Source organism: Streptomyces sp. NBC_00490, from assembly GCF_036013645.1.
In the GTDB taxonomy this organism is placed as follows: Bacteria; Actinomycetota; Actinomycetes; order Streptomycetales; family Streptomycetaceae; genus Streptomyces; species Streptomyces canus_F.
This window is the reverse complement of the sequence record NZ_CP107869.1, coordinates 1,262,076-1,281,179: the sequence shown is the minus strand read 5'-3', so window position 1 is coordinate 1,281,179 and position 19,104 is coordinate 1,262,076. Positions and strand designations below refer to the sequence as shown.

The 19,104-nt window shown below is 71.1% G+C and carries 19 protein-coding genes and 1 riboswitch; of the genes, 7 read left to right on the top strand and 12 right to left on the bottom strand.

Translation table 11 applies throughout. The annotated features are described in order from the left end of the window. Positions 1–266: 266 nt before the first annotated feature. The 3 genes from OG381_RS05700 to gap all read left to right on the top strand — a co-directional run bounded on the left by OG381_RS05700 (position 267) and on the right by gap (position 3,681). Complete coding sequence (locus OG381_RS05700; RefSeq protein ID WP_327715003.1) at positions 267–1,520, top strand: sulfite oxidase; 1,254 nt, start codon at positions 267–269, stop codon at positions 1,518–1,520. 95 nt (positions 1,521–1,615) lie between these two features. Beyond that, positions 1,616–2,572, top strand: a complete 957-nt coding sequence (locus tag OG381_RS05695) for a GlxA family transcriptional regulator (RefSeq protein ID WP_327715002.1) — start codon at positions 1,616–1,618, stop codon at positions 2,570–2,572. A 110-nt stretch (positions 2,573–2,682) separates the two neighbouring features. Beyond that, positions 2,683–3,681: a type I glyceraldehyde-3-phosphate dehydrogenase gene (gene gap, locus OG381_RS05690; RefSeq protein WP_327715001.1), complete on the top strand. Its 999-nt coding sequence runs from the start codon at positions 2,683–2,685 to the stop codon at positions 3,679–3,681. A 109-nt stretch (positions 3,682–3,790) separates the two neighbouring features. Here the strand turns inward: gap and OG381_RS05685 are convergent, their stop codons facing one another. After that, positions 3,791–4,465 (bottom strand): hypothetical protein, encoded by a 675-nt coding sequence (locus OG381_RS05685; protein WP_327715000.1) that lies wholly within the window; start codon positions 4,463–4,465, stop codon positions 3,791–3,793. A gap of 391 nt (positions 4,466–4,856) precedes the next feature. Here OG381_RS05685 and OG381_RS05680 point away from each other — a divergent pair, with 391 nt between their 5' ends. Continuing rightward, on the top strand, positions 4,857–6,062 hold the full coding sequence (locus tag OG381_RS05680) for an MFS transporter (protein ID WP_327714999.1): 1,206 nt from the start codon (positions 4,857–4,859) through the stop codon (positions 6,060–6,062). Positions 6,063–6,076: 14 nt separating this feature from the next. Here OG381_RS05680 and OG381_RS05675 read toward each other — a convergent pair whose 3' ends face one another. From OG381_RS05675 to OG381_RS05640, 8 genes are all read right to left on the bottom strand, one after another. Continuing rightward, positions 6,077–6,544: a hypothetical protein gene (locus OG381_RS05675; RefSeq protein ID WP_327714998.1), complete on the bottom strand. Its 468-nt coding sequence runs from the start codon at positions 6,542–6,544 to the stop codon at positions 6,077–6,079. A gap of 255 nt (positions 6,545–6,799) precedes the next feature. After that, positions 6,800–8,476, bottom strand: a complete 1,677-nt coding sequence (locus OG381_RS05670) for an ABC transporter ATP-binding protein (protein ID WP_327714997.1) — start codon at positions 8,474–8,476, stop codon at positions 6,800–6,802. Beyond that, a complete protein-coding gene (locus OG381_RS05665; RefSeq protein ID WP_327714996.1) occupies positions 8,473–9,396 on the bottom strand; it encodes an ABC transporter permease in 924 nt (307 codons plus the stop codon). Before OG381_RS05665 ends, OG381_RS05670 begins: the two co-directional genes overlap by 4 nt. After that, a complete protein-coding gene (locus tag OG381_RS05660) occupies positions 9,393–10,352 on the bottom strand; it encodes an ABC transporter permease (RefSeq protein ID WP_327714995.1) in 960 nt (319 codons plus the stop codon). The genes OG381_RS05665 and OG381_RS05660 overlap by 4 nt, the downstream gene beginning before the upstream one ends. A 3-nt stretch (positions 10,353–10,355) precedes the next feature. Further along, a complete protein-coding gene (locus OG381_RS05655) occupies positions 10,356–11,975 on the bottom strand; it encodes an ABC transporter substrate-binding protein (protein ID WP_327714994.1) in 1,620 nt (539 codons plus the stop codon). Between the two features lie 363 nt (positions 11,976–12,338). Continuing rightward, a riboswitch (SAM riboswitch) is annotated at positions 12,339–12,452 on the bottom strand. Positions 12,453–12,549: 97 nt separating this feature from the next. Beyond that, positions 12,550–13,275, bottom strand: coding sequence for a hypothetical protein (locus tag OG381_RS05650; protein WP_327714993.1), 726 nt, complete (start codon positions 13,273–13,275; stop codon positions 12,550–12,552). Positions 13,276–13,311: 36 nt separating this feature from the next. Beyond that, entirely contained in the window at positions 13,312–13,668 is a 357-nt protein-coding gene (locus OG381_RS05645) for a hypothetical protein (protein ID WP_327714992.1), read from the bottom strand. A 57-nt stretch (positions 13,669–13,725) separates the two neighbouring features. Beyond that, positions 13,726–14,568 (bottom strand): helix-turn-helix domain-containing protein, encoded by an 843-nt coding sequence (locus tag OG381_RS05640; protein ID WP_327714991.1) that lies wholly within the window; start codon positions 14,566–14,568, stop codon positions 13,726–13,728. A gap of 112 nt (positions 14,569–14,680) precedes the next feature. Between OG381_RS05640 and OG381_RS05635 the strand changes: the two genes are divergently transcribed. The 3 genes from OG381_RS05635 (at position 14,681) to OG381_RS05625 (ending at position 16,443) form a co-directional block, all read left to right on the top strand. Continuing rightward, entirely contained in the window at positions 14,681–15,277 is a 597-nt protein-coding gene (locus tag OG381_RS05635) for an NADPH-dependent FMN reductase (protein ID WP_327714990.1), read from the top strand. A gap of 56 nt (positions 15,278–15,333) precedes the next feature. Beyond that, positions 15,334–15,768: a VOC family protein gene (locus OG381_RS05630; protein ID WP_327714989.1), complete on the top strand. Its 435-nt coding sequence runs from the start codon at positions 15,334–15,336 to the stop codon at positions 15,766–15,768. 153 nt (positions 15,769–15,921) lie between these two features. Continuing rightward, a complete protein-coding gene (locus OG381_RS05625) occupies positions 15,922–16,443 on the top strand; it encodes a hypothetical protein (protein ID WP_327714988.1) in 522 nt (173 codons plus the stop codon). A 61-nt stretch (positions 16,444–16,504) separates the two neighbouring features. Here the strand turns inward: OG381_RS05625 and OG381_RS05620 are convergent, their stop codons facing one another. From OG381_RS05620 to OG381_RS05610, 3 genes are all read right to left on the bottom strand, one after another. Further along, complete coding sequence (locus OG381_RS05620) at positions 16,505–16,801, bottom strand: hypothetical protein (protein ID WP_327714987.1); 297 nt, start codon at positions 16,799–16,801, stop codon at positions 16,505–16,507. A gap of 205 nt (positions 16,802–17,006) precedes the next feature. Continuing rightward, positions 17,007–17,735 carry an enoyl-CoA hydratase/isomerase family protein gene (locus OG381_RS05615; protein ID WP_327714986.1) on the bottom strand — a complete coding sequence of 243 codons (729 nt, stop codon included), beginning with the start codon at positions 17,733–17,735 and terminating at the stop codon, positions 17,007–17,009. Positions 17,736–17,821: 86 nt separating this feature from the next. Beyond that, entirely contained in the window at positions 17,822–19,069 is a 1,248-nt protein-coding gene (locus OG381_RS05610) for a cytochrome P450 (RefSeq protein ID WP_327714985.1), read from the bottom strand. Positions 19,070–19,104: the final 35 nt, after the last annotated feature.

The window sequence follows — 19,104 nt, the reverse complement described above, 5'->3', positions numbered from 1 at the left end:
GGCCTCCGCATCTGTCGGACGGCTCGCCTTTCCTCGTACGATGGCCCGCATGATCCTCAGCCGACGCCGCCCCGCCGTCCAGCGGTCCTGCGTGCTCGCCTCGTGCGGCTGTTGTTGACCTTCCTCGCCTGACTCCCCGGCCGAACAGGCCGGTTGGCATCTCTCGTACCCCTGGGCGCCTTGCTCCCTTCGCCGCTGTGCGGTGCTTTGTCGCACCCGGCCGCCGCCCCTCGCTCTTGGCCGCTCCCATGAAAGGTCAGACACTCATGCGTACCGACGAATCCGCCTACGACCGTCGCAGACTCCGGCAGTGGCTGGCCGGCGAGGCCCGTGCGGACGGGGTGTCACGGCGTGACATGCTCCGTCTGCTCGCCGCGGCGGGCGGCGCACTCGCCGTGCCCGCGGGCCTCAACACCACGGCAGCGGCGGCTACTTCGGCGGGGATCGTGAAGCCGCTGCCCGACGACTGGTTCACGGTGCGCGGCACGAACGCCGAGACCCGGTTCGACGCCCTTGCGGCCACCGGCTATCACACCCCCGTGGACCGCTTCTTCGTCCGCAACCACACCTCCACCCCGGTCATCGACGCCGCCGACTGGACTCTCACCGTGCACGGGGACGGGCTGGTTCACGGCGGGAGCGTGGAGTTCACCCTGGATGACCTCAAGAAGCTGCCCGCGGTCAGCCGTTCGGCGTTCGTGGAGTGCGCGGGCAACGGGCGCAGTTTCTTCAGCACCCAGCAGGGTCAGACCGTCACCGGCACCGCCTGGACGCTGGGAGCGATCGGCACGGCCCGGTGGCGCGGCGTGCGGCTTGCCGACGTCCTCAAGCGCGCCGGACTCAGCCGTGCCGCCGTGGACGTGCTGCCGCGCGGCCTGGACCCCGACTATGTGACCGCCGACGGAACCAACCTCGGCCGGGTCCGCCGACCCCTGCCGCTGTCCAAGGCGCTGGACGACGTGCTGCTGGCGTACGAGATGAACGGCGAGCCACTGCCGTACGACCACGGCCATCCCGTGCGTGTTCTCGTGCCCTCCTGGGTCGGCATCGCCTCGATCAAGTGGGTCGGCGACATCGAGGTGTCGGCCCAGCCTCTGTACTCGCCCTGGAACACCGACTTCTACCGGCTCTTCGGGGACTCCTATCCGCCGGGCGGCAGCGCCCCGCTGACCCGTCAGTCGGTCAAGAGCGCCTGGGAGCTCGCCTGGGGCGCGAGCCTGGACGCCGGCCGCGCGCACCGGCTGACAGGGCGTTCCTGGTCCGGGGCCGGCGGCATCGTCCGTGTGGACGTCAGCACGGACGGCGGGCAGCGCTGGCACCGGGCCCGGCTGCACGATGCCGCGCGCCGCGACGGCTGGGTCCGCTGGTCCACCGACTGGCGTCCACCGGCCCCCGGCCCGTACAGCCTGCTCGCCCGCGCCACGGACAGCGCCGGCCGAACCCAGCCGGACACGACCGTGTCGAACACCCAGGGCTATCTCTTCGACGCCGTGGTGCGGCATCCGGTGCGGGCCGTGTGAGGCATCGGCCAAGGACAAGCAGGTGACGCTGCCCGTGCCCGCCTTCGTCCGCTCGGTGCGCGGGTGGGTGTCACACCCCACGTAACCTCTTCACCGTGCCGACCTCCCGCCTCCATCGCGTCGCTGTCCTTGTGCTCGAAGGCGCGAAGCCGCTCGACGTCGGCATTCCCGCGCAGGTCTTCACGACGCGCGCGAGCATGCCGTACGACGTGCGGGTGTGCGGGGCGACGCCCGGCCTCGTGACCGGCGGCGACGGTCTGTCGTACTACGTCGATCACGGCCTCGAGGCACTTGAGTGGGCCGACATCGTCTTCGTCCCCGGCTACCGGTTCCCGGACCGTGACGACCCGCCGCAGGGGGTCGTCGACGCTCTGATCGCCGCCCACGCCCGGGGCGCGCGGCTCGCCGCCATCTCGACGGGTGCCTTCGCGCTCGCCGCGACGGGCCTGCTCGACGGCAGGCGGGCCACGACGCACTGGCACTACACGCGGGCACTCATGGCCAGGCATCCGCTCGTGCAGGTCGACGAGAACGTCCTGTTCGTCGACGAGGGCAGGGTGCTCACCTCGGCCGGTGCCGCCTCCGGCATCGACCTGTGTCTGCACATCCTGCGCGGCGACCTCGGGGTGGCCGCGTCGAACCACGCGGCCCGCCGACTGGTCGCGGCCCCCTACCGCAGCGGCGGCCAGGCCCAGTACGTGCCGCGCAGCGTTCCCGAGCCGCTCGGCGAGCGCTTCGGCGCCACCCGCGAGTGGGCGCTGCACCGGCTCGGTGAGCCGCTGACCCTCGAGATACTGGCGCGGGAAGCCGGGGTGTCGGCGCGCACGTTCTCCCGGCGCTTCGTCGAGGAGACCGGCTACACGCCGATGCAGTGGGTGATGCGGGCCCGCATCGACCTGGCCCGCGAACTGCTCGAACGGTCGCAGCGCAGCGTCGAACAGATCGCCACCGACGTCGGCCTCGGCACCGGCGCCAACCTGCGCCTGCACTTCCAGCGCATCCTCGGCACCACACCGAGCGAGTACCGGCGCACCTTCACCCGAGGTGAGTAGTCCCGCCCGCGCTATGGCGGGATCCTTTTGAACCATGGCGATCTCGCCACTGTCAGCGACAGGCGCCGCGAGCGAGCCTGGTGGTGAAGTGAAGGGAAGGGACACCACTCATGACTCGCATCGCCATCAACGGATTCGGCCGCATCGGACGCAATGTGCTGCGCGCGCTGCTCGAACGCGACAGCTCCCTCGAGGTCGTCGCCGTCAACGACCTCACGGAGCCCGCCACGCTGGCCCGGCTGCTCGCCTACGACAGCACCGCCGGCCGGCTCGGCCGACCGGTCACCGTCGACGGGGACGCCCTCGTCGTGGACGGCCGGCGCATCACGGTGACGGCCGAGCGTGAACCGGCACAGCTGCCGTGGGCCGAACTCGGCGTCGACATCGTGCTGGAGGCCACCGGCCGCTTCACCTCGGCCAAGGCCGCCCGCGCGCACCTCGACGCCGGTGCGAAGAAGGTGCTCGTCAGCGCGCCGTCGGACGGCGCCGACGTGACGCTCGCGTTCGGGGTCAACACCGACTCCTACGACCCGGCCGTGCACACGATCGTCTCCAACGCCTCCTGCACCACCAACGCCCTCGCGCCCCTGGCCAAGGTGCTCGACGACCTCGCCGGTATCGAGCACGGGTTCATGACGACGGTGCACGCCTACACGCAGGAGCAGAACCTCCAGGACGGGCCGCACCGCGACGCCCGTCGCGCCCGGGCCGCCGGTGTGAACATCGTGCCCACCACGACCGGCGCCGCCAAGGCGATCGGCCTGGTGCTGCCGAACCTCGAAGGCAAGCTGTCGGGCGACTCGATCCGCGTACCGGTGCCGGTGGGCTCGATCGTCGAACTCAACACGACCGTCGCCCGCGACGTGACGCGCGACGACGTGCTGGCGGCGTACCGCGCCGCGGCGCAGGGGCCGCTCGCCGGCGTCCTCGAGTACTCGGAGGACCCGCTGGTGTCGACCGACATCGTGGGCAATCCCGCCTCGTCGATCTTCGACTCGGCCCTCACCCGCGTCGACGGCCGCCACGTCAAGGTGGTCGCCTGGTACGACAACGAGTGGGGCTTCTCCAACCGCGTGATCGACACACTGGAGCTCCTCGCCGCCGGCTGACCGGTTCGTGGCGACACTCTCCAGCGAGGCCCGGGTCGGCCGCGGCTCCCTCCGCGGTTGCCGGGCCTCGCGTTCGCCTGCCACGACCGTGCCCTCGTCCTCTGTGACGTCAGCGGTCCCTGGGGAGCAGCTCGTCGAGTTGTGCGCCCTGCGCCCAGCGTTCCAACGCGGGGTTGTCCAGCAGGAACGTGTTGCCTTCGCGCTGTGCCCACCGGATGTCCCGGGCCTGGAAAGTGCCTCGGTGCACGACCAGGTGGAGAAGTGAGTGCGGATTCTCGCGGTGGGCGTGGGAGTGGGGGAGGGCCTCGTCGGGTAACGGTTCCGCGACCGGGCGGAAGGCCACGTCGAGCCGGCGGCCGTCCGGATGCCGGGCGCACAGGCGTGGCCGGTCCGGTGCGGGTAACAGGCGAACCTTCCAGTGGTCGCGGCGCAGCATCCGTGCCACCGCGAGGGCCAGGCCCTGGATGTCGAGGTCGAACAGTTCCTGCGGGGTGTAGTGGCCGCGGCGGCGTCGGGCGCCCGGGCGGCGGCGCCTGATCACGATGACGAGGACGACCGCCAGCAGGAGTACGCCGGTGACCGGGACGACGACCCCGGCGGCGCGGGAACCCACGACGAGGCCGGCGACGACCGCGCACACCGCCACCGCCAGGACGGCGAAGGCGGGCAGGACATCGCGGAATCTGGGTCCATAGCGGCCCTGGGCGCGCAGTCGGCGTACCGTGTCCCGTTTTCGGTGGCGCTGTTCCTCGGCCGGCTCGGACGTCCACGACGGGCGTGCCACAGTGTCAGCCCCCCTGCATCTGCTTACGCCGATTCCGGAGGACTACCCCGCGAGCCGAACGAATGCTCGATCAGCGGGCGGGAACCGGCCACGCGGCCGGGCGCACGGATGCACAGGGTGGCGCAGGGCCCGGGTGGTGGTGGCCCAGTGCGCCGCGTGGTGCCTCGTACGACCGACGGGGGAGGGCCGCCGTACCGATGTGACATGGATCATGAAGAGGGGGGCGGGATCTTGGAATTCCCGGCTCCGCGCCACTGCTGCACTCGTTGTGGGCTCTTCATGCCCTGGGGGGCGCCGGGCAATGATGCCGGGCCCGGGAGCCGCACCGGTCGTGGTCCCGCTCCGCTCCCTCTTTTTTCCTTGCACCACATCTGAAAGGTTCACCTGCGCCATGCCACTGGCTCTCCTGGCCCTGGCTGTTGTCGCTTTCGGCATCGGCACGACCGAGTTCGCCACGATGGGACTGCTGCCCCAGATCGCTGACGGGATCGGCGTGTCCGTACCGCAAGCGGGCAATATCGTCTCCGCCTACGCGCTCGGTGTCGTCGTCGGCGCCCCCGTGCTGACGGGCATCGGCGCGCGCATCCCCCACAAGCGGCTGCTGCTGCTCCTGTCCGGACTGTTCGTCATCGGCAACGTCGCGTCCGCGCTCGCGCCTGACTTCGGCCTGCTGTTCGCCGCACGTTTCCTGGCCGGTCTGCCCCACGGAGCGCTGTTCGGTGTGGGCGCGGTCGTGGCGTCCCGGCTGGTCACGCCCGACCGGGCCGCACGCGCGGTGTCGAAGATGTTCCTCGGACTGACCGTCGCCAACATCGTCGGCGTCCCCGCCGGTACCGCGCTCGGTCAGCAGCTCGGCTGGCGCTCCGCCTACGTAGCGGTGGCCGTCATCGGACTCGTCGCGCTGGCCGCGCTGGCCGTCTTCGTCCCCCACCAGCCCCGCGGAGAGCACTCCGGCGTCGGGCGCGAGCTGCGCGCGATGGGCAACAAGCAGGTGGTCATCGGCCTGGCCACCGCGGTCGTGGGATTCGGCGGGTTCTTCGCCGTCTACAGCTACCTGGTGCCGATGCTGACCAACGTGACGGGCCTGTCCGACTCGTCCACCACCTTGGTCCTCGCGCTCTACGGCGTCGGCATGACGCTCGGCACGCTGGTCGCGGGCCCGCTCACGGACCGCGCGCTGCGGCCGACGCTGTACGCGGGGCTCGCCCTGCTGAGCTCGGCACTCGTGGTGTTCTACTTCGCCGTCCACAGCACCGTGCCCGCCCTGGTGACGATCACCCTCATCGGCGCGATGGGCGCCCTCATCACCACGCCCGTCCAGATGCTGCTGATGGCCAAGGCGAAGGACGCTCCGACCATGGCCGCGGCCTCCAACCACTCCGCGTTCAACCTGGCCAACGCGGGCGGCGCCTGGCTCGGCGGTCTCGCCATCTCCGCGGGCTGGGGCTGGACCTCGCCCGCCCTGGTCGGCGCGGCCCTGGGCGTGGCCGGGCTGGGGCTGGCGTTCATGGGCGGCGCCATGGACCGGGGCGGCCGACGCTCCGAGGTGGTCACGTCGTCGAGCGCGCAGTCCGAGCAGGTCACCGCCGCTCCGTAGGCGGAGCGGGCGGCTCAGTTCCAGAGCGGATAGGACACGGTCTGCGCGTACCGCGCGGGCCGCCCGTCCGTGTACTCCAGCGTGATCCGGGAGTAGTGCGAGAGCTGGGGCCGCTTCTTCCAGGGCTGCGGGTGGTCGAGCCGTACGGTCACCGGATAGGCGTGGAAGCGGCCTGCCGCGCAGTACGGCTTGCAGTCGTTGACCCAGTTCACGCCCTTGGCCCGCGCCGCATCCGTGCCCCACTGGGACCAGCGGAGCGAGGTCAGGCGACTGTTGCCGTCACCGCAGGCGAGCATGAAGTCGGCCGGACGTATGTGCGGGTGCCAGAAGCAGTCGACGAGGACCGGAAGCGCGGTGGGCTGCCGTGCGGTCTGCGCGGCGGGTGCCGGGACGGACCGGGCCGCGGGCGGCGTGCCCGCCGCGGTGGCCAAGGAGGCGACCGCGCAGAGCGTGACCGCCGTCGTGAGTGCACGCATACGCATAACCGCTCCCCGCTGCCCCCCGCCGACAGATACCCCTGTACCGACGCTACGACCGGGGGCCCGAACGCACCACTCGAACGGAGCAGTGCGCGGGGTGGGCCCGGGTGGCCGCGCCGGCGGTCGCCGGACGCTGCCCGGCGAGTGGACGACGGCGTCGGGGGCACCGAACCGACGCCGTGTTCGAGGCGGCGCTGTCGGATCCAGGCGCCGTCGAAGTCCGACCGCTCGCCCGACTCGCTCATACGACCCTGGTCCTCAGCCCGTGACCGTCTCCGCGGGGGAGGTGGCCCGGCCGCCGGGGATCGCCGCGAGCAGTTCGCGGGTGTACGCGTGGCGGGGGCGGGTGAACAGCTCCTCCGGCGGGCCCGTCTCCACGACGCGGCCGGCCCGCATGACGGCGACCTGGTGCGCGATCTGGCGTACGACGGCCAGGTCGTGCGAGATGAAGAGATAGGCCACGCCCGTGTCGGTCTGCAACTCGGCGAGCAGGTCGAGGACTTGGGACTGCACGGACACGTCGAGCGCGGAGACCGGCTCGTCGCACACCACCAGGTCGGGGGAGAGGGCGAGAGCACGGGCGATGGCCACGCGTTGACGCTGACCACCGGACAGTTCCGCCGGCCGGCGTTCGAGCGTGGCGGCGGGCAGTGCCACCCGGTCGAGCAGTTCACGGGCCCGGGCGAGCCGGGAGGCGCGGTCGCCGACCTTGAAGGCGCGCAGCGGCTCCGTGATCACCTCGCCGATGGAGAAGCGCGGATCGAGGGACGCGTACGGGTTCTGGTAGACGAGCTGGGCGCGACGGCGCAGCTCTCTGGCCCGGGCGCCTCGGGCGGTGGTGACGTCGGCGCCGTCGAACAGGACGTGTCCGGCGGTGGCGTCGGCGAGGCGGAGCACCAGGCGCGCGGTCGTGGACTTGCCCGAGCCCGACTCGCCGACCAGGGCGAGGGTCCGGCCGCGGTGAAGGGTGAAGCTGACGTCGTCGACCGCGCGCAGAGTGCGGGGGCCGTCCCCGGCGCGGGGCAGTCGGAACTCCTTGACCAGGTTGCGCACTTCGACCAGCGGCGCCGCGCCGGCCGTGGGCACGGACACGGGGGTGCGGGGCCGGACGGTGGTCAGGCTCGGGGCGCTGGCCAGCAGGTGCCGGGTGTACTCGTGCTGCGGGTCGGCCAGGATGTCGCGCGTCGGGCCCGCCTCCACCACCCGGCCCTGTGACATCACCACCAGACGCTGGGCCCGGTCGGCGGCGACGCCGAGGTCATGGGTCACGAGCAGCACCCCGGTGCCCGACTCCTCGGTGAGAAGCTGGAGGTGGTCGAGGATGACGCGCTGCACGGTGACGTCGAGTGCGCTGGTCGGCTCGTCGGCGATGATCAGTCGGGGCTTCGCGGCGATGGCGACGGCGATCAGGGCGCGTTGCCGCATGCCGCCGGACAGCTCGTGCGGGTACTGCTGGGCACGGACGGACGCGTCGGGCAGCCCGGCCCGGTCCAGCACGGCGACGGCCTCGGCGGCAGCCGTACGCCGGGTCGCCAGGGAGTGGACGCGCAGCACCTCGGCCACCTGGTCGCCGATGCGCTTGACCGGGTTGAGCGAGACCGTCGGATCCTGCGGGACCAGCCCGATCCGCGCGCCCCGTACGAGGCGCAGCTCCGCCTCCGACAGGGTGGCGAGGTCGTGCCTGCCGAAGCGGATCGTGCCCGCGTCGATGGTGCCGTTGGCCGCCAGCAGACGGGTGACGGCGTGCGCGGTGGTGCTCTTGCCGGAGCCGGACTCGCCGACCACGGCGGTGACTTGCCCCGGCCATACGTCGAGGTCCACGCCGCGGACGGCCGGGATCGTGCCGCCGCGCGTGCGGTACGACACGGACAGGCCGCGTATTTCCAGCAGGGGTGTGGTCACGTCCTCACCGTTCTCACGTCCAAGTGTCGTCATCGTCGGGACCATTCGCCGTCGAGCGCCCTGGCGATGCGGTTGGCGGCCAGCACGGTCGCGGCGATCGCCAGCCCGGGCAGTGCGGTCAACCACCAGGCGTTGGCGAGGTAGTTGCGGCCGTCGGAGATCAACGTCCCCCACTCCGGGGCCGGCGGCGGTGCGCCGTAGCCGAGGAAGCTGAGCGCCGAGACGGCCAGGATCGAGGCGCCGAAGTCCAGCGTGGCCAGGACGACGACCGGCCCGGCCGCGTTGGGCAGGACGTGCCGTCCCAGCACCGAGTACCAGCGGGCCCCGCTCGCACGGGATGCCTCCACGAACACCGCCTGCCGTACCCGCAGGACCTCGGCGCGCGCCACCCGGGCGAAGGAGGCGACGCTGGCGATGCCGACCGCGATCGCCACCTTCACCGTCCCGTACCCGAGCGCGGTGACGAGGGCCAGCGACAGGAACAGCGCGGGGATGGCGAGGAGGACGTCGACGAAGCGCATCAGCACGTCGTCGACCCAACGGCCCACGAACCCGGCGACCACACCGAGCAGACCACCGACCACGAACGCGACCAGGACCGCGATGATCGTCGCCTTGAGGGAGAGCTGGGCGCCGTGGACCACACGCGAGAACACATCGCGGCCCAGTTCGTCCGTGCCGAACCAGTGACTGCCGTTCGGGGCACGGAAGTTCTCGGACGGCACCCCCTTGAGGGGATCCTGCGAGGTGAACAGGTCCGGCCAGAACGAGGCCAGCACCACCAGCACGACGACGACCGCCGACACCAGCAGACCGGGGCGCCGCGACAGGAACCGCAGCACCTGCCGTACGTCGGCACGGCCCCGTCCCGGCTTCCCCCGGGTTCCCGGCTCGACCGGGCGGACGAGGCCGAGGGCGGCCTCGGCCTGGTCGTCGACAAGGCTCTGACTCATACGAAGCTCGCCCTCCTGTCCGAGGCCACCACGATCCGCGGGTCGAGGAGCGGATAGACGAGGTCGACGAGCAGATTCGTCGCCACGAAGATCAGCGCCCCGAACACCACCACTCCCTGGACCAGCGGGATGTCCTGAGAGGTGACCGCCGCCGCGGTCACCCGGCCCAGACCGTCGCGCGAGAACACCGTCTCGACGACCACCGAACCGGCGATCAGCTGCCCGACCAGCAGGCCTACGACAGTCAGCGCGGGCAGCGACGCGTTGCGCAGCGCGTGCCGCAGATGCACCCGCCAGCGGCCGGCGCCCTTGGCGCGCGCGGTCTCCACATAGGCCTGGTCAAGGGCGGTGAGCAGGCTCTTGGCCAGTACCTGCGCGACCTGTGCGCCGGTCGGGATCGCCAGCGTCAAGGCCGGCAGCACCAGTCCTTCCGGCCCGTCGTTGCCGAAGGCCGGGAACCAACGCAGCCGGAAGGAGAACGCCTCGACGAGCAGCAGCCCCACCCAGAACGTCGGGACCGACACCCCGAGCGGGGGCAGCGACAGCAACAACTGCCGCAGCCACCGCCGCGAGGTGTACGTCGCCACCACCGCGAGACCGCCACCGAGCAGCACCGCCAACAGCAGTGCGGCAGCGGTCAGTTGCAGTGTCTGCGGCAGCGCGTCGGCCAGCGTGGCGGTCACCGGGCGGCCCGTGGAGACCGCGTCGCCGAAGTCCCCGCGCACCGCCCGGCCCAGATAGTCGGCGTACTGCACCAGCACCGGCTTGTCGAAGCCGTACTCGTGCCGCAGCGCGGCCAGCCGGGCCGGGTCGACGTCCCCCGAGTCCATCCCGGCACCGGCCATCGCGGTGACCGGGTCACCGGGCAGGAAGTCCAGCACCAGGAACGCCACCGTGTAGGCCGCCCACAGCACCCCGACCGCCTGCGCGACCCGCTTGATCACATAGCGGCGCACGCGCTAGCCGATCCAGGTGTCGTGCAGCTGGATGCGGCTGCCCGAGTCGAAGGCGAGGCCGTGCACCTTCTGCGACACGCCCAGCTGGGTCTGGAGCTCCACGACCGGCACGTTGTACGCGTTCCGCACGATCAGCTTCTGCGCGTCGTCCACCAGCTGCCTGCGCTTGGCAGTGTCCGTCGTCGCGGCCTGTCCGGACAGCGCCGTGTCCAGCGAACTTGCGGGCAGCCGGTAGAAGTTGGCCAGCCGCGTGGAGAAGGAGCTGCGCAGGATGTCCGGGTCCGAGCGGGTCACGTTGCCCCACACCAGGTCGAAGTCGCCGCCCTGGAGCGTGGTGGCAAACTGGCTGACCTGGCCCTGCTTGAGCGTCACGTCGATCCCGACGTCCTTCAGCTGCTGCTGGACCAGCTCCAGTGCGGGCTGGTTGGTGCCCGCGTTGGGGAACCAATTGATGGCCAGGCTCAGCTTCTTGCCGTCCTTGACGCGGACGCCGTCACCGCCGGCCTTCCAACCGGCCTGGTCCAGCAGGGCCTTGGCCTTGGCCGCATCGAAGGCGAGGTCCGAGGAGAGGTCGGTGTAGTCGGGCGTGGTGTGCGCCAGGACGCTGGTCGCCGGCTTCGTACCGGTCGGGAAGACCGTGTCGGCGATCTGCTTGCGGTCGACGGCGGCGAGGATCGCCTGGCGCACCTTGGCGTCCTTGAGGACGGGCCGCGAGTTGTTGATGCCCAGCCCGAACACCACGCCGGGGTTGGCCCTGCGCAGGAGGGTGACCTGGCCGCCCTTGAGGGCCGCCTCGTTGGCCTTGCCGACGCTGCTGATCGCGTCCACCTGGCCGGACTGGAGGCTTCCGGCCCGCACCCCCGCCTCGGGCACCACCTTGAACACCAGCTTGTCCAGGTAGGCCTCGCCCTTCTTGGACCACAGCGAGGAGCCCCAGGCGTACCCGGTGCGCTTGGCCAGGGTGATCGACTGGTTCTGCACGTACTGCTTCAGCACGAACGGCCCCGATCCGACGACACCGTCGCTGCACTTCCGCTGCGGCGTCTTCTTCACGCTCGCCGACGACTCGATGCCCAGCGAGTGGGTCGAAGTCGCCTGGAGGAACTGCGCGTTGGGCTCCTTGAAGGTCACCCTGACGGTGAGCGGGTCCACCGCGGCGGTGCTCTTGACGCTGCTCAGATAGCCCTGGGCGAGGACGCCCAACGCACCGAGCTTCGGGACCGCGTCGAAGTTGTCCTTGACGACCTGCGCGGTCAGCTCGGAGCCGTCGCTGAAGGTGACACCCGAGCGCAGGTGGAACGTGAACTCCGTCGCGTCGGCGTTGATGTCCCAGCTCTTGGCGAGCCATGGCACGATCTTGCCGGTCTCAGGGTCCTGGTCGGTGAGGGAGTCCACGGTCTGACGTACCGAGTAGATGCTTTCGTTGCTGCCGACCTGCTGGGGGTCCACGCAGCCGGCGTCGGAACCCACCGCGAAGGTCAAGGTGCCGCCGGACTGGGGTCGGTTGCTTCCGCTGCCCGGGCCGGTGCTGCCCGAGCCGCAGGCGGTGAGCAGAACACTGGTGGTCAGGAGGGCGGCGAGGGGCGCCCATCGGGAGGTTCTGAAATCCGGAAGTGCTGTCACGGAGGGGTCTCTCCTACTCGTGTCACCAGGCAAGGGGGTGCCGTACCAGGCACGGCCGTGCATGGGTGTGCGGCCCCGGCCGGCGTGACGCCGGTGGCGGGGGAGCGCTGTGCAGACGGGGACAGGCGGGCGACACCGGGAGAGCCGGTGGCCGGGAAGAGCGCGGGGAAGGTGGGCCGGCGGCGGAGGTCAGCCGACCGCGGACGGGCTCGTCAGGCCTGACAGAGGCAGCTGGTCGAGCGCTTCAGATCGATATGGCGTCGACGCGCGAGGCGGGAGAACACCGTGGCGAGAGCGAACGAGGCGCTGAGTTCACCACCGTGCCGCATACCGGTCCTCCCCGTCTCCGGCCCCAAAGACGGGGCCACGCGCTTGCGGGAATCCTCGGTGATCCCGCCGGGCTTTCACCTGGAGCACCCCACCGCGCGGGAGGGTTGCCGGTCAGCAAGCCAGGGCTGGACGCTGACACTCAATGCCGATCGTGATCGTACGGAGCGGTCTTGTCGTACGTCAATGCCACCATCGGGCGCCCTGTTCGAGAAGGCGTCACCCTGAGCGTGGTCATCTTGCCCAATCAGTCCATGAGCGCCCGCACTTGGCGGTGGCCGGCCTCTCCGCGAGACCAGATGTGCGTCAGACGGCGCGGGTTCACGCGGTCCCAGGTGTCGTGGTCCATGACAGCGACGGCGTCCGACAGCCGCCACCGCGAGGAACTCCATGAGGCCTCGGGGACTTCCACCAGACCGTCGAGGAGCGCGACGGCCGCTGCCGCGAGCGTGCCCACGGGCCATGGCTGCCATGTCGCGACGGTGTCGGTGAGGGCATGGGATTCGATCAGATGCAGGAGGGACGGTGCGACGGGGAGGTAGGGACCGCTGCCGTCGACGTCGGTGCCCACACTGCCGTCGGTGTGGATCAGGTCCCGGCACGGCTTCGACACCCGCTCGCCGGTCCATTCGAAGTACCAGCCGCCTCTTCCGGGGTCCTGCCATGCTCGCGTCTTCATGCCGAGGTGGTCGTACTCCCACCTGCGGACGGACTCGTACCGCTCCCCGGCCACCATCCGGCTACGGCGTACCTCGTACCGAAGGCCCGCGAACTTCTGCTCGAAACCCTCGCATCGGATGAGGAGATCCAGCGGGGCGGGCACGAGCTTCCCCGCATGATCGTGCACGTGCCAGAACTCCATCGGCACCCCGAACCGGGCGGGGCGCTCACGTCGGCCCGTCCGGTGGAGGAAATCCTGTGCCCGCGGCGAGAGCTCGGACGGGTCTTCCAGGAGGTGCATGCTGGACTTCATTTCCCGGCAAGGTACGGCTGTCGGGCGGGGAGGCGGTCAGTTGAAGGCGTCGGTCATGCAGTCCCTCCGGCAGCCGGAGTCCTCGAAGCGTCGGCGGAGGGCCGCGGCTGCCTCTTCGCGTCCCACGGAGTCGTATCCGTAGTGCCGGCACGCCGTCCTGCGCACGTCCCCGACGGTGACGATGGCCGGCTCGCCCTGTGTGGCCTGGCGGCGTGCCTCGGCGATGGCCATGTCCGCGGCGCGCAGCAGGTTCCGGGACCGGTCCCGGGTCACGGCCGCCCGGGCCCGCTCCGCGGAGAGGGGGCGCAGGACTCGCCCGCGCCAGAGGGAGCCGGCGACGACGAGAACGAGGCCGAGTGTGATGAACAGGACTCCGCCGGGGTCGTAGGGCATGGGGGAAGTCTCCACCACCTCACGCCCGGTCCGGCAACGGGTCCCGCTCGGTGCGGGTCAGGAGATGGCCCGGAGGACGCTGTGGGGTCGGCGTCGGTGGCGGAGTTGTTCGACGGCCGCGGCGGTCTCGGCGTCCGCGGGGAGAAGGATGGTCAACTGTTGTTCGTCCTCGGGGAGTTCGAGGGTTTCCCGCAGCAGCCGAAGCTCGTGTCCGGCTGGGTGGTTGACCCGGAGGACTCCGCGTTCCGGAACGACGTGCCGGTTCAGACGGCGGGTCAGTTCGGGGCCGGCGAGGGGCGCGAGTTGTGTGGTGAACCACTCGGAGCTCGCCGCGGAGGGGGCGAGCCACAGGTCGAAGGCCTGCTCGTCGGCGATGTCGTCCCAGTCGGCGAAGAACGTGCGGGCGCGGGAGTCGGTGAAGACGTAGCGGGTGAGGTTCGGGGTTTCGGCGTCGAGCAGTCCGCTGCCGTTCGTCACCGACTCGTACGCGGGGGTGTGGGCGAGGATGTCACCCAGCCGGTTGGTGACTACGGCGATGCCCGGTTCGAGGAGGCGGAGTGTCTGCTGCACGGCGTCTCGCACGTGCCGGGGCGGGGGTGCGGGTGGCGCGTGCGCGATGCATTCTCCGCCGGAGATCTTTGTGAGATAGCGCAGGTGGGCGCGCTCGGAGGGGGACAGGCTGAGGGCGTCGGCGAGCGCGTTGACCACCGCCACCGAGGGGTTGCGGTCTCGGCCCTGCTCGATGCGGGTCAGATATTCGACGCTGATGCCGGCTCGCGCCGCGAGATCCGTGCGGCGCAGCCCCGGTGAACGGCGGCGGCCCCGATCCGGCAGCCCGAGTGTCTCCGGCTGGACACTGTCGCGCTTGCTCCGGATGAAGTCCCCCAACGGCGTACCCATGCCTTGAGGATAGGGCGGGGCGGACGGGACGCGGAGAGCTGAGGGTGGCCCTGCGGGGGCCAGCCTGAGCTCGGCCTGGCTGTCGCTGAGGGCCGCCCCGATGGTGGTGGGCATGGACAACAACACGCACAAGCTGGTGGTCGTCGTCGCGAGCGTCCGCGAGGGGCGGTTCGGCCCGGTGGTGGCCTCCTGGTTCGCCGAACAGGCGGGCCTGCACGGCGGTTTCGACGTCGATGTCATCGATCTGGCCGACGTCGAGATCCCGCTGTCCCTGCCCGCGGCATCGCCGAAGTACGCCGGTGACGACTACCCCCGCCCGGCCGGGATGCGGCCACTGACCTCGGCGCTGGAGAGCGCGGACGCGTTCGTCCTCGTCACCCCCGAGTACAACCACAGCTACCCCGCCTCCCTGAAGGCGGCCATCGACTGGCACTTCACCCAGTGGACGGCCAAGCCTGTCGCCTTCGTCAGCTACGGCGGCGCGGCGGGCGGCCGCCACGCGGTCCTGCACCTGGAGAACGTGCTGACCGAACTGCACGCGGTGACGATCCGCGACGGACTCGCCTTTCCCAACTACTTCACGGCATGGCACGACGACCGCCCGCTCGACCCCGAGACCCCCGGCTACGCCAAGACACTGCTCGACCAGCTGGCCTGGTGGGCGGGCGCCCTCAAGTCGGCACGCGAGGTGACCCCCTACCCGGCCTGAGCAGGCGGATCCACACCGGGAACCGAGAGGCCCGGACCCTTTGCTATCGTGCGCCGATGTCAGCGATCAAGAAGTTCCAAGTCACGTTCGACTGTGCGGAACCCGAGCGTGTCGCTCGCTTCTGGTGCGAGGTGTTGGGGTACGTCGTACCGCCGCCCCCGGAGGGGTTTGCCACGTGGGGCGACTTCGATCGGTCTCTGCCGCCGGAGCGGCAGGGCGCGTCGTTCGCCTGCGGTGATCCCTCGGGTGTGGGGCCGCGGCTGTACTTCCAGCGCGTGCCCGAAGGCAAGGTCGTCAAGAACCGGGTGCATCTCGATGTACGAGTCGGCACGGGGCTCGTGGGTGAGGAGCGGCTCGCCACGCTCGAAGCCGAGTGCACCCGACTCGTCGCGCTCGGTGCGACGCGTGTGCAACTGCTGCGAGCCGACGGCTTCAACGAGTCCTGCATCGTGATGCAGGACGTCGAGGGCAACGAGTTCTGCCTCGACTGAGCGTTTCCGCAGACGGGCGAAGGTAATCGCCATGGTTCGCCACCCCTTCCGCTCAGTAGAAATATCTACCAGCATGAAGGTGCCGGGTCCGGCCGTCCCGGATGCGGGGGAGCACGTCCCGCTTGCGCGGGCAAATGGATCCCGGAGGACATCATGCGAACCGTCTCTCGGCAGGCCATTGAATGGCTGTCGGCAGCAGCGACCGACCCGCGGGAGTGCAAAAGGCAGTGGCACAGTGAGGGCGGGACCGCGGTGCTGGGCTGTGGCCGGTTCTGGGATGTGCTGAGCGTGCCGGAGGAGTTGGCCGTGCCGGCCCTGGACGCTCTGCTGGGCATCCCGCAGCCGCCCGGGCCGGCGCTGGTGGACACAGGCGCCCGCCGGGTGGCCTTCTTCCTGCCGCCGGACCCGGAGGGCCGCTGGATCGGCTCGGGCATCCGCTATGCGGGCAAGGGCGCATGGGTCGCGGTGCCCGCCCCCAACCGGGCGGCGGGACGGCTGCGCTGGCTGGTGCCGCCCGACGGCAGCGGGGCGCTGTTCGTGCCCGCCGCCGTGGAACTGGCTCTGCAACTGGCACTTGGCGGGCTGGCCGCCCGGGAACGGACCAAGCGGCGCTGTCCCACCTGCGGGGCACCGGTCCCCGGACCACCCGGGCGGGGCGGCGGTCGCACCGTGTGACCCCGGCTCGTTGCCGCCGGGGACCCGGCGCGGCGGTCCGCTCGTCCATCGTGCGCCGTCGTCAATGTGCGGGCGCCGGCTTCGCACCGGACGCGCCGGGCAGGACGCCTACCCGCTCCCAGCGGCCCGGGTCGGGCGCAGTGGTGGGCTGTCCCGTGACAGCGGGGCTCAGGGCCGTCAGCAGCATCCACTGCGGATCTCGCGTACCCGGAAGCGTCCGGCCGTCGGCCCGCCACTCCCTGACGAGCGCGGCATAGATGGGCGGGTCCGCATGAGGCGGCGGGGCGAGGTCGGGGTTCGGGGCGTGCCGGCCTTGGTCGTTGAGGTCGAGGCATCCGGTGGTGGCGGTGCGATTCATGTCGGTGCAACGTGCCCGCGTACGCGGGTGGTACGGGCTGGTCCCGGTGTGGCCCGATCGGGTGAGGCCGGGTCCGTCGTTCGGGGCCATGTGGTAGTCGCACCAGATCACTGGCGGGGTGTGAGGGCTGGACTGCGCCCCGTTCACCGGGAGTTCGCCGTGCTGGACGCCGAACTCCCGGTGAACGGGGGTTCTTGAGGGTCGGTCAGCGGGGCTGGGCCAGTTGGGCGGCGAGGAGATGGGAGTCCAGCAGAGTGGTGTCGGCGGTACGGGCGGCTCTGGCGTAGCCGGTGAGCATCCGTTTGGTCAGCACGAGGGCCTGGGGGGAGCGACGGGCGAGGGGTTTGGTCCAGGCGGTGATGGTGTCGTCCAGCTCGTCGAGCGGGGCGACCTTGTGCAGGAGGCCGAGGCGATGGGCGGTGGGGGCGTCGAAGTCGTCGCAGGTGAGCATGAGTTCACGGATCCGGGCGGCACCGGCCTCGGTGATCAGACGGCCCATGGCGCCGCCCCAGGCGGGTGCGAGTCCGAGGCCGACCTCCGGCATGCGGAAGTGGCTGGTGTCCGCGCCCGCGCGGAGGTCGCAGTAGGCGGCGAGCGCGAGGCCGGCGCCGATCACCTTGCCGTGGAGCCGGGCGATGGTGACGACGTGGGTGTCCTCCAGTGCCTGGCACACGCGGTGGGCCTTGTCCGCGATACGCCGCAGGGTGGCCCCGGTGGGGTCGGTGGCCAGGGCGTCCTGGTACTCCCGGCGGTCGGCCCCCAGGCAGAAGTCGTCGCCCAGGGAGGAGAGCACCAGGATGCGGATGTCGGGCTGGTCGTGGAGGTTGTCGAGGACGGCGATGAGTGCGTCCAGGACCGCGGCGCTCAGGATGTCGTCCTGTGCGGAGGGGTTGAGCCGGACATGGAGGACGGGTCCGGTTCGACTGAGGGCCAAGGGAGCGGGTAGGGGGGAGGGATCGGGGGTGTGCGCGGGTTCCCGGTCGGAGGCGGCGGACACGGGAGCGGGGGCGGTTGGCGGGTTCATGCCAGTGTTACATCCAGGTTCAGCAGGCGCCTGAACGCCACCCGGGGAGCCGACGCGGGGCGGCGGGCCAGGGTGAGTCTCGGCAGACGGGTGATCATTCGGCGGAGCAGGGTCTGCGCTTCCAGCCGGGCCAGCGGTGCTCCGAGGCAGTAGTGGATGCCCCAGCTGAAGGCCAGGTGGCTCGGGTTGCGGTGGGGGTCGAACGCGTCGGGGTCGGCGAACCGCGCGGGGTCACGGTGGGCGGCGCCCACGAGGAGGTGGACCATCTCGCCGGCGCCGACCTCGATGTCGTCCAGGACGGTGTCCTGGGCGGCGACGCGGCTGATCACGTGGGTGGGAGGGTCGTAGCGCAAGGACTCCTCCACGAACGAGGGGACGAGGTCCGGCTGTTGGGCGAGCAGACTCCAGCGGTCGGGGTCCTCGACGAGCAGGAGGGTCATCGTCGACAGCAGGGTCGCGGTGGTTTCCAGGGCCGCCAGCAGGACGAACAGGGCGAGGAAGTAGACCGCCTCGTCGGCCTTGTCCTGGTCCGGTTCGAGTCCGTCCCAGGTGCGTATCCACTGGGAGACGGGGTCGTCGCCCGGACGTTTTCGCCGTTCGCGCACCAGGCCGAGGAAGTAGGTGCGCAGTTCGGCCATGGCGGCGTCGGAACGGGCCAGTTGGCTGGCGTTGGGGAGGAGCTCCTGGGTGAAGACCTGGTCGTGGGTCAGGTCACGCAGGCGGGGCCAGTCGGCGCTCGGCAGGCCGAGCCAGTCGCCGATGGTGGCGACGGGAAGTTCCTCGCTCACCAGCGCCGCGAAGTCGGCCTCCCCCGCCCGCAGGCGTTCGTCGAGCGTGTCGAGGAGCCGGTCGACCACATGACTCACCCGGCGACCGATCTGGTCGATGCTGCCGCGGTCGAAGGTGCCCGCCGACCGGCGTACTCGGGTGTGCTCCGGGGGGTTGAGAGCGGGCAGGGTGCGGCTGATCTCCCGGGAGGAGGGGGCGCTCCAGCGGGTGCGTGCGCCCTGCCGCTCTCGCCATGCGGTGTCCGGTTCGAGCCAGGTACCGCTGCGCAGCACCTGCTCACAGGTCGCGTAACTGCTGACGAGTAAACCGCCCCAGGGCGCGGGGCTGACCTCGCCGCGCGCCCTGAGCTCCGCGTAGATGGGGAACGGGTCGGCCTGTCCTTCGGCCGTCCGAAGACGGGAGAACAGGGAAATGGTTGCCCGACGGTCCGAGGACGGAGTCGCGAGACTTCCCACGATGACGGCTCCTTTCTGCCAGCCGCCATCCGTAC

Bases quoted from the DNA above. Each gene is read 5' to 3' on its own strand.
- OG381_RS05700 (WP_327715003.1), top strand. From the start codon at position 267: ATGCGTACCGACGAATCCGCCTACGACCGTCGCAGACTCCGGCAGTGG.
- OG381_RS05680 (WP_327714999.1), top strand. From the start codon at position 4,857: ATGCCACTGGCTCTCCTGGCCCTGGCTGTTGTCGCTTTCGGCATCGGC.
- OG381_RS05645 (WP_327714992.1), bottom strand. From the start codon at position 13,668: ATGCCCTACGACCCCGGCGGAGTCCTGTTCATCACACTCGGCCTCGTT.
- OG381_RS05620 (WP_327714987.1), bottom strand. From the start codon at position 16,801: ATGAATCGCACCGCCACCACCGGATGCCTCGACCTCAACGACCAAGGC.
- OG381_RS05630 (WP_327714989.1), top strand. From the start codon at position 15,334: ATGTCAGCGATCAAGAAGTTCCAAGTCACGTTCGACTGTGCGGAACCC.
- OG381_RS05670 (WP_327714997.1), bottom strand. From the start codon at position 8,476: ATGACGACACTTGGACGTGAGAACGGTGAGGACGTGACCACACCCCTG.
- gap (WP_327715001.1), top strand. From the start codon at position 2,683: ATGACTCGCATCGCCATCAACGGATTCGGCCGCATCGGACGCAATGTG.
- OG381_RS05650 (WP_327714993.1), bottom strand. From the start codon at position 13,275: ATGAAGTCCAGCATGCACCTCCTGGAAGACCCGTCCGAGCTCTCGCCG.
- OG381_RS05640 (WP_327714991.1), bottom strand. From the start codon at position 14,568: ATGGGTACGCCGTTGGGGGACTTCATCCGGAGCAAGCGCGACAGTGTC.
- OG381_RS05675 (WP_327714998.1), bottom strand. From the start codon at position 6,544: ATGCGTATGCGTGCACTCACGACGGCGGTCACGCTCTGCGCGGTCGCC.
- OG381_RS05635 (WP_327714990.1), top strand. From the start codon at position 14,681: ATGGACAACAACACGCACAAGCTGGTGGTCGTCGTCGCGAGCGTCCGC.
- OG381_RS05665 (WP_327714996.1), bottom strand. From the start codon at position 9,396: ATGAGTCAGAGCCTTGTCGACGACCAGGCCGAGGCCGCCCTCGGCCTC.
- OG381_RS05625 (WP_327714988.1), top strand. From the start codon at position 15,922: ATGCGAACCGTCTCTCGGCAGGCCATTGAATGGCTGTCGGCAGCAGCG.